The sequence below is a fragment of the Arthrobacter caoxuetaonis genome (genome assembly GCF_023921125.1).
In the GTDB taxonomy this organism is placed as follows: Bacteria; Actinomycetota; Actinomycetes; order Actinomycetales; family Micrococcaceae; genus Arthrobacter_B; species Arthrobacter_B caoxuetaonis.
The window spans coordinates 1997262-2010150 of the sequence record NZ_CP099466.1 but is presented as its reverse complement, the minus strand read 5'-3'; the positions used below and the strand labels follow the sequence as shown (position 1 = coordinate 2010150).

At 66.5% G+C, this 12889-nt stretch carries 12 protein-coding genes; all 12 read left to right on the top strand.

Annotated features, from left to right (window positions below):
* Positions 1-122: 122 nt before the first annotated feature.
* The 12 genes from pyrR to metK all read left to right on the top strand — a co-directional run bounded on the left by pyrR (position 123) and on the right by metK (position 12889).
* Entirely contained in the window at positions 123-704 is a 582-nt protein-coding gene (gene pyrR / locus NF551_RS09155) for a bifunctional pyr operon transcriptional regulator/uracil phosphoribosyltransferase PyrR (protein WP_269437245.1), read from the top strand.
* On the top strand, positions 701-1699 hold the full coding sequence (locus NF551_RS09150; protein WP_227895732.1) for an aspartate carbamoyltransferase catalytic subunit: 999 nt from the start codon (positions 701-703) through the stop codon (positions 1697-1699). Before pyrR ends, NF551_RS09150 begins: the two co-directional genes overlap by 4 nt.
* On the top strand, positions 1696-3072 hold the full coding sequence (locus NF551_RS09145; RefSeq protein WP_227895733.1) for a dihydroorotase: 1377 nt from the start codon (positions 1696-1698) through the stop codon (positions 3070-3072). Before NF551_RS09150 ends, NF551_RS09145 begins: the two co-directional genes overlap by 4 nt.
* Positions 3060-3575 carry a PH-like domain-containing protein gene (locus tag NF551_RS09140; RefSeq protein WP_227895734.1) on the top strand — a complete coding sequence of 172 codons (516 nt, stop codon included), beginning with the start codon at positions 3060-3062 and terminating at the stop codon, positions 3573-3575. The genes NF551_RS09145 and NF551_RS09140 overlap by 13 nt, the downstream gene beginning before the upstream one ends.
* 38 nt (positions 3576-3613) lie before the next feature.
* Positions 3614-4750: a glutamine-hydrolyzing carbamoyl-phosphate synthase small subunit gene (carA, locus tag NF551_RS09135; RefSeq protein ID WP_227895757.1), complete on the top strand. Its 1137-nt coding sequence runs from the start codon at positions 3614-3616 to the stop codon at positions 4748-4750.
* Positions 4750-8046, top strand: a complete 3297-nt coding sequence (carB, locus tag NF551_RS09130; protein WP_227895735.1) for a carbamoyl-phosphate synthase large subunit — start codon at positions 4750-4752, stop codon at positions 8044-8046. Before carA ends, carB begins: the two co-directional genes overlap by 1 nt.
* Complete coding sequence (pyrF, locus tag NF551_RS09125) at positions 8039-8905, top strand: orotidine-5'-phosphate decarboxylase (protein WP_227895736.1); 867 nt, start codon at positions 8039-8041, stop codon at positions 8903-8905. The genes carB and pyrF overlap by 8 nt, the downstream gene beginning before the upstream one ends.
* A 138-nt stretch (positions 8906-9043) precedes the next feature.
* The gene (gene mihF / locus NF551_RS09120) at positions 9044-9361 is read left to right on the top strand and encodes an integration host factor, actinobacterial type (protein WP_227895737.1); all 318 of its coding nucleotides are present in this window, start codon (positions 9044-9046) and stop codon (positions 9359-9361) included.
* A gap of 60 nt (positions 9362-9421) precedes the next feature.
* Complete coding sequence (gene gmk / locus NF551_RS09115) at positions 9422-9991, top strand: guanylate kinase (RefSeq protein WP_227895738.1); 570 nt, start codon at positions 9422-9424, stop codon at positions 9989-9991.
* 39 nt (positions 9992-10030) lie between these two features.
* Positions 10031-10291: a DNA-directed RNA polymerase subunit omega gene (gene rpoZ, locus NF551_RS09110; protein WP_055241005.1), complete on the top strand. Its 261-nt coding sequence runs from the start codon at positions 10031-10033 to the stop codon at positions 10289-10291.
* A 39-nt stretch (positions 10292-10330) separates the two neighbouring features.
* Positions 10331-11575 carry a bifunctional phosphopantothenoylcysteine decarboxylase/phosphopantothenate--cysteine ligase CoaBC gene (coaBC, locus tag NF551_RS09105; protein ID WP_227895739.1) on the top strand — a complete coding sequence of 415 codons (1245 nt, stop codon included), beginning with the start codon at positions 10331-10333 and terminating at the stop codon, positions 11573-11575.
* Between the two features lie 90 nt (positions 11576-11665).
* Entirely contained in the window at positions 11666-12889 is a 1224-nt protein-coding gene (gene metK, locus NF551_RS09100; protein WP_227895740.1) for a methionine adenosyltransferase, read from the top strand.

The window sequence follows — 12889 nt, the reverse complement described above, 5'->3', positions numbered from 1 at the left end:
AGGGACGTCATACTCCTGTGCCTGTCATCGCCCCAGAATATACGGCTCACCTGCTGTGATAGTTTTGGAGGGCATTCAACCTTTAAATCCGTCCTGTGAGGCGGGGAAGGAGGAAGCAGAATATGGGTCCCAGTGATCCGCCGCAGGCCGTTATGCCTGCCCGCACCGTTCTGGCTTCAGCTGATATTGACCGAGCATTAACCCGCATCGCCCACGAGATCCTCGAGGCCAACAAGGGCGGCACCGACCTGGTGCTGATGGGTATTCCCCGCCGCGGCTATCCGCTGGCCCGCCGCCTCGCCGCAAAAATCGCAGCCGCTGATCCCTCCGTGGATGCCGCTGCCATCACCGGGCAGCTCGACGTCACGATGTTCCGTGACGACCTGGCACGCCAGCCCACGCGTCCTCCGCACCCCACTGAACTGCCCCCCAGCGGCATCGACGGCAAAGTCGTCGTATTGGTTGACGACGTGCTCTTCTCCGGGCGGACCATCCGCGCGGCCCTGGATGCGCTGATCGACCTGGGACGGCCGCGCGCCGTCCGGCTGGCGGTCCTGGTGGACCGCGGGCACCGGGAACTGCCGATCCGGGCAGACCACGTAGGAAAGAACCTGCCCACCGCCGCCGTGGAAACGGTGCGCGTCCGGCTGGCCGAGACGGACACTCCGGCCGTGGACGAAGTAGTCATTGAAGGCACCGTATGAAGCACCTGCTCTCCACTCTGGACCTCTCCTACCAGGACGCCATCTCCATCCTGGATACAGCGGAGGCCATGTCCGCAGTAGGGGAGCGTGAGGTCAAGAAGCTTCCGGCCCTGCGCGGACGGACAGTGGTGAACCTTTTCTTCGAAGACTCCACGCGTACCCGCATTTCCTTTGAGGCCGCAGCGAAACGGCTGTCGGCCGACGTCATCAACTTCTCCGCCAAGGGCTCCTCAGTGTCCAAGGGAGAGTCGCTGAAGGACACGGCGCAGACGCTGGCCGCTATCGGTGCGGACGCCGTCGTCATCCGCCACGGCGCCTCCGGCGCTCCGGCGCGGCTGGCCGGCTCCGGCTGGATCGATGCCGCCGTGCTTAACGCCGGCGACGGAACGCATGAGCACCCCACCCAGGCACTGCTGGACGCTTTTACCATGCGCCGGCACTGGGCGCGGCTGCACGGCACCGGCTCACAGGGAACGGACCTCTCCGGCATGCACGTGGCGATCGTAGGGGACATCCTGCATTCCCGGGTGGCCCGGTCCGATCTGTGGCTGCTGAAGACCCTGGGCGCGGATGTCACCCTGGTGGCTCCTCCCACGCTGCTGCCCTTCGGCGTCGAAACGTGGCCCTGCACGGTCAGCTACTCCCTGGATGAGACGCTGGAGACCCGCCCCGACGCCGTCATGATGCTCCGCGTCCAGGCGGAACGGATGCATTCGGCCTTCTTCCCGACGGTCCGTGAGTACTCCCGCCGCTGGGGTTTCGACGACGTCCGCCTGGACCGGCTGGATGCCCTGGGGCTGGAGGACACGATCCTGCTGCATCCCGGCCCCATGAACCGCGGATTGGAAATCTCTTCCCGCGCCGCCGATTCGCGCCGTTCCACCGTGCTGGAACAGGTCAGCAACGGCGTCTCCGTCCGCATGGCCGCCCTCTATCTCCTGCTCTCCGGCGAGGGCACCTCACAGCGCACACCACAGGAAGCTTCCGCACAGTGACTACTGCAACACCCGCACCCTCCGTAAACCCCGTCCACTCGGCATCCGGTTACCTTCTCCGCGGCGCCTCGCTGCTGGGCGCCGAACGTGCCGACCTCCTCATCCGCGGCGGCGTGATCGCCGCCGTGGGCCAGGACCTCGAGGCGCCCGAAGGCTCCCTGGTGATCGACGCCGACGGCCTCGTCGCCCTGCCCGGCATGGTGGACCTCCACACGCACCTGCGCGAACCCGGCCGCGAAGACGCGGAAACAGTTGAAACCGGTACCCGCGCCGCCGCCCTGGGCGGCTTCACCGCGGTCCATGCCATGGCCAATTCCAACCCGGTGGCTGATACCGCCGGCGTGGTGGAGCAGGTCTACAGCCTGGGCCTGAAGTCCGGCTGGGTCGACGTCCGCCCCGTCGGTGCCGTGACCGTGGGCCTGAAGGGCGAACGCCTGGCCGAGCTCGGTGCCATGGCCGACTCACGTGCCCGCGTCCGCGTCTTCTCCGACGACGGCATGTGCGTCCATGATCCGGTGCTGATGCGCCGCGCGCTGGAATACGTGAAGGCGTTCGACGGCGTCGTCGCCCAGCATGCCCAGGAACCGCGGATGACCGACGGCGCCCAGATGCACGAGGGCGAGGTCAGCGCCATCCTCGGGCTGCCCGGCTGGCCCGCCGTCGCCGAAGAATCGATCATCGCCCGTGATGTCCTGCTGGCCCAGCACACCGGCTCACGCCTGCATGTCTGCCATGTCTCCACCGCCGGCTCCGTGGAGATCATCCGCTGGGCCAAGGAACGCGGCATCAGCGTCACCGCCGAAGTCACGCCGCACCACCTGCTGCTGACCGACGAGTCCGTGCGCAGCTACGACCCGGTGTACAAGGTGAATCCTCCGCTGCGCACCGAATCGGACGTCCAGGCGCTTCGCCGCGGCCTGGCCGACGGAACGATCGACATTGTCGGCACTGACCACGCCCCGCACCCCAGCGAGCACAAGGAATGCGAATGGGCCCAGGCAGCCATGGGCATGACCGGACTGGAAACCGCGCTCTCGGTGGTCCAGGCGACCATGATCGACACGGGAATGATGACGTGGGCGGACTTTGCCCGCGTGACATCGGCCACTCCGGCAGAGATTGGCCGGGTTGCGACGCAAGGCAGGCCGCTGGAAACGGGGGAACCGGCCAACGTCATATTGGTTGACCCGGCTGCGCGGCGTGTGGTGGACCCGCATAAGATGGCAACCATGGGCAAAAACAGTCCTTACGCAGGCCTGGAACTGCCCGGAGCGGTTCGCGCGGCTTTCTTTGCCGGACACCCCACCGTCCTGGACGGGGCCTTGAACGCACCGCGCCCCGCACCCGCTGAGGAGACGCCGTGGATTGGCTGATATTTCTTATCTGCGTCGTCATCGGCGCGGCCGTTATCCTGGCGCTTTTTGCGCTGGGCTGGCGCGGCCGCCGGCAGCGGCAGGCGGATATTCCGCGGCCCCGCCCGCTGCCTGACGGCCTTGACCTTCCGCGGTTCGAGGCAGACGGCCAGTATGTGGCCACCACCACCGCCGGAGACTGGCTGGACCGGGTAGCGGTCTACGGTCTGGGCGTGAAGTCGGTCGCCACCGCTGCCGTGTTCGACGAGGGACTGCTTTTCGCCCGCAAGGGAGCACCGGACGTCTGGATTCCCCGGGCCGACCTGCGCGATGTACGCCTGGAACGCGGCATGGCCGGAAAGTTCGTGGAGAAGGAAGGCCTGGTCCTGGTGACCTGGCAGCTCGGACCAAAACCGGTCGACACCGGGTTCCGCACCCGGGCAGCCGACCACAAGACACCCCTGGTTTCGGCGATCAAGGCGCTGCTGCCGGAATCTGCAACATCTAGCGAGGAACAACTGTGACAGTGAACCAAACGCCCGCCCCGAGTACAGCTGTCCTCATGCTGGAGGACGGCCGGACCTTCCGCGGCCGCAGCTACGGCGCCAAGGGAACTGCCTTGGGCGAGGCCGTCTTCGCCACCGGCATGACCGGGTACCAGGAAACCATCACGGATCCTTCCTACGCCCGCCAGCTGGTGGTACAGACCGCTCCGCACATCGGCAACACCGGTGTAAACAGCGACGACGCCGAATCCCGCCGCATCTGGGTGGCCGGCTACATCGTCCGCGACGCCGCCCGCAAGCCCTCGAACTGGCGCTCTGAGCGCACGCTCGACGAAGACCTCGCCGCCCAGGGCGTCGTCGGGATCTCCGGAGTCGATACCCGGGCCATCACCCGCCACCTGCGTGAACGCGGCGCCATGAAGGCAGGCATCTTCTCGGGCGAAGCAGCACAGCGCACCGACGCCGAACTGCTGGCCGAAGTCCGCGCCCAGGAGTCCATGGCCGGTGCCCGGCTCGCGGAGGAAGTGAGCATCGAGGCGGCCTACGTCGTCGAGCCCGCAGCCCACGGCTGGGAAGGCGAGCCGCTGTTCACCGTCGCCGCACTGGACCTTGGCATCAAGTCGATGACCCCGGTCCGCTTCGCCGAGCGCGGTGTGCGCGTCCACGTGCTGCCCGCCTCCGCCACCCTCGAGGATGTCCAGGCACTGAACCCGGACGGCGTCTTTATGTCCAACGGTCCCGGCGATCCCGCTACGGCTGATGACCAGGTGAAGCTGCTGCGCGACGTGCTGGACACCGGCACCCCGTTCTTCGGCATCTGCTTCGGGAACCAGATCCTCGGACGGGCCCTCGGCTTTGGCACCTACAAGCTGCCCTACGGCCACCGCGGCATCAACCAGCCGGTCCTGGACCGCCGCACCGGCAAGGTGGAAATCACCTCCCAGAACCACGGCTTCGCCGTCGACGCACCGCTTGACGGGCCGGTCACCGCTCCGGAAGCCCGCTTCGGCAATGTTGAAGTCAGTCACATCAGCCTCAACGACAACGTGGTGGAAGGCCTCGCCTGCCTGGACATTCCGGCATTCTCCGTCCAGTACCACCCCGAAGCCGCCGCCGGCCCGCACGACTCCGCCTACCTCTTCGACCGCTTCGTCGACCTAATGGCCTCCAGCAAGAACAAGGAATCCCGCTAATGCCCCGCAGAACCGATCTCAAGTCCGTCCTGGTGATCGGCTCCGGCCCGATCGTCATTGGCCAGGCCGCCGAATTCGACTACTCCGGCACGCAGGCACTGCGCGTGCTGAAGGAGGAAGGCCTGCGGGTCATCCTGGTCAACTCCAACCCCGCCACGATCATGACCGACCCGGAGTTCGCCGACGCGACCTACGTCGAGCCGATTACCCCGGAAGTGGTCGAGAAGATCATCGCCAAGGAACGCCCCGACGCCGTCCTGCCCACCCTCGGCGGACAGACGGCGCTGAACACCGCAATCGCCCTCGACAAGAACGGCGTGCTGGAGAAGTACAACGTTGAACTCATCGGCGCCAACATCGAAGCCATCGAGCTCGGTGAAGACCGTGAGAAGTTCAAGGGCGTCGTCGAGCGCTGCGGTGCCGAATCGGCGAAGTCGATCATCGTGCACAGCATGGACGAAGCCTTCGCCGCGGCGGACGAGCTGGGCTACCCGATGGTGGTCCGTCCCTCCTTCACCATGGGCGGGCTCGGCTCCGGCCTGGCGTACAACGCCGAAGACCTGCGCCGCATCGCCGGCGCGGGCATCCAGTACAGCCCGACCTCCGAGGTGCTGCTCGAAGAGAGCATCCTCGGCTGGAAGGAATACGAGCTGGAAATGATGCGGGACAAGAACGACAACGTGGTGGTTGTCTGTTCCATCGAGAACTTCGATCCCGTCGGCGTGCACACCGGCGACTCCATCACCGTGGCCCCGGCCATGACCCTGACGGACCGCGAGTACCAGAACCTGCGCAACATCGCGATCGCCGTCATCCGCGAGGTGGGCGTCGACACCGGCGGCTGCAACATCCAGTTCGCCATTGAACCGGACACCGGCCGCGTCGTCGTCATTGAAATGAACCCTCGAGTTTCGCGCTCCTCCGCCCTCGCCTCGAAGGCCACCGGGTTCGCGATCGCGAAAATCGCCACGAAGCTCTCGCTCGGCTACACGCTGGACGAGATCCCGAACGACATCACCAAGAAGACTCCTGCCTCCTTCGAACCGACGCTGGACTACGTCGTCGTGAAGGTGCCGCGCTTCGCGTTCGAGAAGTTCCCGGCAGCCGATCCCACGCTGACCACCACCATGAAGTCCGTCGGCGAAGCCATGGCCATTGGCCGCAACTTCACCGAGGCGCTGCAGAAGGCCCTGCGTTCCCTGGAACAGAAGGGCTCCCAGCTCTCCTTCGACCCGGTGGACCCCGCCGCGGTGCCGGGGCTGATCGAAGCTGCCAAGCGTCCCACGACACAGCGCCTGGCCCAGGTCCAGCAGGCCCTGCTGGGCGGCGCCACCGCCGAACAGCTCTACGAAGCAACCGGCATCGACCCCTGGTACCTCGACCAGCTGGAACTGATCAACGAGGTGGCGCAGGAAATCGCCGCCGCCGGCCAGATCACCGAAGAGCTGCTGCGCCTGGCCAAGCGACACGGATTCTCCGACGAACAGATCGGCAAGCTGACCAACCAGCCCGAGTCCGTGGTCCGCGGTGTCCGGCACGTGCTGGGCATCCGTCCGGTGTACAAGACGGTGGACACCTGCGCCGCGGAATTCGCGGCCTACACGCCCTACCACTACTCCTCCTACGACGAGGAGGACGAAGTTGCGGCGCACGCCAAGCCGTCCGTGATCATCCTCGGTTCGGGCCCGAACCGCATCGGCCAGGGCATCGAGTTCGACTACTCCTGTGTCCACGCCACCATGGCGCTGCGCGAAGCCGGGCACGAGACCGTGATGATCAACTGCAACCCCGAAACGGTGTCCACGGACTACGACATCTCGGACCGTCTGTACTTCGAGCCGCTCACCCTTGAGGACGTCCTCGAGGTTATCCACGCCGAGCAGCGCACCGGCGGCGTCCTGGGCGTCTTCGTGCAGCTGGGCGGGCAGACCCCGCTGAAGCTGGCGCAGTCGCTGGCCGACGCCGGCATCCCGATCCTGGGCACGTCCCCGGAGGCAATCGACCTGGCAGAGCACCGCGGTGCCTTCCAGCGGGTCCTGGACGAAGGCGGGCTCATCGCCCCGAAGAACGGCACCGCTGTCTCCTTCGAGGACGCCAAGAAGATCGCCGACGAGATCGGGTACCCGGTCCTGGTCCGACCGTCCTACGTCCTGGGCGGACGCGGCATGGAAATCGTCTACGACGAGGCCAACCTCTCCCGCTACATCGCCAACGCGACGGAAATCACCCCGGACCACCCCGTCCTGGTGGACCGCTTCCTCGAAGACGCCATCGAGATCGACGTCGACGCCCTCTTCGACGGAACCGACCTGTACGTCGGCGGGATCATGGAACACATCGAGGAAGCCGGCATTCACTCCGGTGACTCGGCCTGCGTGCTGCCGCCCATCACGCTCGGCACCGATGTGGTGGACCGCGTGGTGGAAGCCACCCGTGCCATCGCCTCCGGCGTCGGAGTCCGCGGCCTGATCAACATCCAGTTCGCGCTGGCCTCGGATGTGCTCTACGTGATCGAAGCCAACCCGCGTGCCTCCCGCACCGTGCCGTTCGTCTCCAAGGCCACCGGCGTGCAGCTGGCCAAGGCCGCAGCGCTGATCGGCATGGGCACCACGATCGCGCAGCTGCGCGCCGACGGAAAGCTCAAGGCCACTGGCGACGGTTCGGCCCTGCCGTTGGACGCTCCGGTGGCGGTCAAGGAAGCCGTGCTGCCTTTCAGCCGCTTCCGCACCCCGGAAGGTACGGTCGTCGACTCCCTGCTGGGTCCGGAAATGCGTTCCACCGGTGAAGTCATGGGTATCGACAAGTACTTCGACACCGCCTTCGCCAAATCCCAGGCCGCAGCGAACTCGGCCCTGCCCACGGCGGGGAAGGTCTTCGTCTCGGTCGCCAACCGGGACAAGCGCGCGATCATCATGCCGGTCAAGCTCATGAGCGACCTCGGCTTCGAGATCCTCTCCACCGGCGGCACGGCCGACGTGCTGCGCCGCAACGGCATCCAGGCCACCACCGTCCGCAAGGTCGGCGAGGGCACCGGACCGGACGGCGAAGGCACCGTGGTTGACCTCATCACCGCCGGGGACATCAACATGGTCATCAACACCCCCTCGGGCGGTCAGGCCCGCGGCGACGGCTATGAGATCCGCGCCGCCGCGACATCGATCGGCTGCCCGGTCATCACAACGGTGTCCGAGTTCACCGCAGCCGTGCAGGCCATCGAAGCGATGCGTTCCTACGAGTGGGATGTCTGCTCGCTCCAGGAATACGCGGCCAAGCTCCAGGCCTCCACCGTTGCCTGAGGATCAGGCCGGTAACTCTGCCCGCAGGCGCGCACCGTTTGGTGCGCGCCTGCGGGCGGCGATGGACGCGCGCGGCCCGCTCTGCGTCGGAATTGATCCCCATCCTGGCCTGCTGGCTGCCTGGGGACTGAACGACGACGCCGCCGGCCTCGAGCATTTCTCGCTCACCGTCCTGGAGGCGGTGGGGGAGCGGGCTGCTGCCCTGAAACCCCAGGTGGCGCTGTTCGAACGCCACGGCTCCGCCGGCATTGCGGTGCTGGAGAAGCTGCTGGCAGCCTGCGCTGAGTCGGACGTCCTGACCATTGCCGACGCCAAACGCGGGGACATTGGCTCCACCATGGCGGCCTACGCTGATGCCTGGCTGCGAGAGGGGTCACCCCTGGCGGCGGACTCGGTGACGCTTAGCCCGTACCTGGGTTACGAATCGCTGCGTCCGGCACTGGACCTGGCGGCCGCCACCGGCCGCGGGGTGTTCGTACTGGGCCTGACGTCGAACCCGGAAGGCGCCTCCGTCCAGCACGTCGGCGGGGACCGCTCGGTCGCAGCGCGCATCGTGGATGCCGTGGCTGCCGAAAATGCCGGCGAGCTGCCGCTGGGTTCCACCGGCCTCGTGGTTGGCGCCACCGTCGGCACGGCGCTGGCGGATCTGGGCATTGACCTGGAAGCTGCCAACGCACCGATCCTGGCTCCGGGCCTCGGCGCCCAGGGCGCCACTGGCCGGGACCTGCAGTCCACGTTCGGCGGCGCCTACCGCAACGTCCTGGCCACCTCCAGCCGGGAGATTCTCCAAGCGGGGCCGGACAAAGCGTCGCTGCAGGCCGCAGCGGAGCGGACGCTGGAAGGGCTGCCCCGCGCGTAGGGGTTCGCAGTGGCTTTCGAAGCCGGTATCCGTTGCAAAGCGGACACCTTGCGGATAGGTTCGGACACTAGCCAAGTAACCGACTGACCGCCGGGCCAAACAGGGACCGGGCGGGCTGACTTCGTCCGGGAGAGTCAATTGAACCTCAAACCACTGACCGAAGCAGAGCGCACCAGGGCGCGGGAAAAGGCCACCGCCGCCCGCACTGTGCGGGCTGAGATTAAGTCCAGGATCAAGTCCGGTGAGCTTTCCATCGAAGAGGTCATCGTTTCGCGTTCCAGTGAGGAAGCCGTGGGGCGCCTGAAGGTAGTGGACCTGCTGCGTGCACTGCCCGGTGTGGGGGAGCGGCGCGCAGCTGGAATAATGGCTACCGTGGGTATCGCCCCGACCCGCCGCGTGCGGGGTCTCGGTGTCCACCAGCGCAAGGCGCTGATTGAATTGCTCGAGTCCGACTGAGCCTGTTCCGCGCACCGCGGGCGGCGGCGTCGGACCTTCAACAAACCAAGTGAGGTCTACGTGTCGCAACCGCGGCTGACAGTTCTGGCAGGTCCCACCGCCGTTGGCAAAGGCACTGTGTCCACCTATATCCGGGACAACTATCCGGATGTCTGGCTTTCCGTATCCGCCACGACCAGGGCTCCGCGCCCGGGCGAAGAAAACGGCGTCCACTACTTCTTCGTCAGCGGCGAGGAGTTCGACCAGCTGGTCGCCGACGGCCAGATGCTGGAGTGGGCCGTCGTCCACGGCCATAACCGGTACGGGACGCTGAGGCGGACGGTCGAGGCAGCGATGGCAGAGGGCCGGTCCGTCCTGCTGGAGATCGATCTGCAGGGAGCGCGCCAGGTCAAGGAGTCCATGCCCGAGGCCAATTTCGTGTTCCTGGCACCGCCGTCGTGGGACGAAATGGTCCGCCGTTTGGTCGGCCGGGGCACGGAAACACCCGAAGAGCAGCAGCGCCGGCTGGAAACCGCTAAACTGGAACTTGCTGCCGAGCCCGAGTTCGATCACACTGTCATCAATGATGACGTTCAGCGGGCTGCAGCAGAGCTCGTTTCACTCATGGGGATCAGCCCTCGCCAACGCTGAGCTGCTGTTCTTGATCCGCACGAAAACTTTGGAGATCTTTTGTCTACCCAGCCTGAAGGCATCATCAACCCGCCGATCGACGACCTGCTGACGGCCGCTGATTCCAAGTACGCCCTGGTCATCTACGGCGCCAAGCGCGCCCGCCAGATCAACGCCTACTACTCCCAGCTGCACGAAGGCCTGTTCGAATACGTTGGCCCGCTGGTGGAAACCAAGCTCAACGAGAAGCCGCTGTCCATCGCCCTGCGCGAGATCAACGACGGCATGCTGGTGGTCCGCGCGAACGAAACCGCGGAATAAGCCGAATAGCGGAACCACCGCAAGGGAGGTAGGGCAGGCGTGCGCATTGTCCTGGGGGTAGGCGGCGGCATCGCCGCCTACAAGTCGGCATCGCTGCTGCGCCTGTTCACTGAAGCCGGCCACACCGTCCAGGTGGTGCCCACGGAGGCGTCGACGCGTTTTGTCGGCATCGCCACATGGGAGGCATTGTCCGGCCACCCCGTCAGCACTTCGGTGTTCGACGCCGTGGACACGGTGAACCACGTCCGGCTCGGCCATGAGGCTGACCTGATCGTGGTGGCACCGGCTACCGCGGACCTGCTGGCGCGGGCCGCGGCAGGACTGGCCTCCGACCTCCTGACCAACACTCTCCTGATGGCACGCGGGCCGGTGTTCTTCGCCCCGGCCATGCACACGGAAATGTGGAATCATCCCGCTACGCAGGCAAATGTGGCCGCCCTACGGTCGCGCGGGGCGGTCGTCATGGAACCGGCATCGGGCCGGCTCACCGGCAAGGATTCAGGTCCCGGCCGGCTGCCGGAACCGTCGGAGATTTTTGCCGCCGCCCTGGCTGCTGCCGCGCCTGTAGGGGCCGCTGCGGGCAGGCTGGCCGGAAAAACCGTAACTGTCACCGCCGGAGGTACCCGGGAGCCCCTGGATCCGGTCCGCTTCCTCGGCAACCGCTCCTCCGGAAAACAGGGCGCTGCCGTCGCCGAAGCTGCCCTGGCTGAGGGCGCCCGCGTCCGGCTGATCGCCGCCCATATGGAGGTCCCCGTTCCGGCCGGCGCTGAGCTGGTGCAGGTGGAGACCGCCCTGGAACTGCGGGACGCGGTGCATCAGGCCGCAGCGGAGACGGACATCCTGGTGATGGCTGCCGCCGTCGCCGACTTCCGCCCCGGCGAGCTGGCCGAAAACAAAATCAAGAAGCGCGACGACGGAGCCGATCCGGTCATCACCCTGGTGCGGAACCCCGACATCCTGGCTGAGGCTGTGCAGCGCCGTGCCGAACTCGGCAGCGGCCCGGCCCTGATCGTCGGCTTCGCGGCCGAAACCGGTGACGGTACGTCCTCTGTCCTGGAATACGGCCGCCGAAAACTGGAACGCAAGGGCTGTGACCTGCTGGTCCTGAACCAGGTGGGCCGTTCGCTGGTTTTCGGCCAGGACACCACGGAGGTGCGCATCCTCTCCCCGCAGGACGCCCCCGGGACCGAGCCGGTTGCCGTCGCCGGCACCAAGGCAGAGATCGCCCGGCATATCCTGGACCGCATTGCCGGCGAGCTTGACGCGCCCCTGCCGTCCCTTTAACCGCAAGAAGACAACTGACGCTGCTGTGCCCCGAGTCGCACCGCACGTCCACCGAAGGGGAGTGTCCCCGGAACGAAGTAGAGTAAACCCGTGACTTCCAGCAATACGCCTGCCAGCGCCGAGCGCACCCTCCGGCTGTTCACCTCCGAGTCTGTGACGGAGGGACATCCGGACAAAATCTGTGACCAGATCAGCGACGCGATCCTGGACGGGCTGCTCAAGGCAGATCCCGAATCCCGGGTAGCCGTGGAGACCCTCGTGACCACCGGACTGGTGCACGTCGCCGGTGAGGTGACCACGGAAGGCTACGTGGAGATTCCCCAGCTGGTCCGGGACACGATTCTGGAAATTGGCTATGACTCGTCTGCCAACGGATTCGACGGTGCCCGCTGCGGCGTCTCCGTCTCGATCGGCCAGCAGTCCCCGGAAATCGCCTCGAGGGTCTTCAACTCGGTGGAGAACCGCTCCGGCACCTCCGTTGACCCCCTCGATGCGCAGGGAGCCGGCGACCAGGGCATCATGTTCGGTTTCGCCAGTGACGAGACCAGCGTCCTCATGCCCACGCCCATTTGGCTGGCGCACCGGCTCTCCGAGCGCCTGACCCAGGTCCGCAAGAACGGCATGCTGCCCTACCTGCGTCCGGACGGCAAGACGCAGGTGACCATCGGGTACGACGGCGACCGTCCGGTTTCCGTAGACTCCGTGGTCGTCTCCACCCAGCACGCCGCAGACCTGGACCAGGAGAAGCTGCACGCTGACATGATTTCCCAGGTGGTGGAGCCGGTCCTGGCCGGCACCGACCTGGATACCTCGAACGTCCGGCACATCATCAATCCCGGCGGGCCTTTCGTGATCGGCGGTCCCGTTGGGGACGCCGGTCTGACCGGCCGGAAGATCATCGTCGACACCTACGGCGGTTTCTCCCGCCACGGCGGCGGAGCCTTCAGCGGCAAGGACCCGAGCAAGGTGGACCGCTCAGCTGCCTACGCCATGCGCTGGGTTGCCAAGAACGTGGTTGCCGCCGGCCTGGCCCGCCGGGTGGAAATCCAGATCGCCTACGCAATCGGCATGGCCCATCCCGTGGGTATCTACGTCGAAACCTTCGGCACCGAAAAGGTGGACCCGGCGCGCATCGCGGCCGCCATTGAGGACGTATTCGACCTGCGTCCGCTGGGCATCATCAACGCCCTGGACCTGAAGCGGCCCATCTACCAGAAGACTGCGGCACACGGCCACTTCGGCCGTGAAGAGGAAGGCTTCACCTGGGAGCGCCTCGACAAGGTCGAGGACCTGCGCAGCTACTTCAACGCCTAG

Bases quoted from the DNA above. Each gene is read 5' to 3' on its own strand.
- pyrR (WP_269437245.1), top strand. From the start codon at position 123: ATGGGTCCCAGTGATCCGCCGCAGGCCGTTATGCCTGCCCGCACCGTT.
- NF551_RS09150 (WP_227895732.1), top strand. From the start codon at position 701: ATGAAGCACCTGCTCTCCACTCTGGACCTCTCCTACCAGGACGCCATC.
- carA (WP_227895757.1), top strand. From the start codon at position 3,614: ATGCTGGAGGACGGCCGGACCTTCCGCGGCCGCAGCTACGGCGCCAAG.
- carB (WP_227895735.1), top strand. From the start codon at position 4,750: ATGCCCCGCAGAACCGATCTCAAGTCCGTCCTGGTGATCGGCTCCGGC.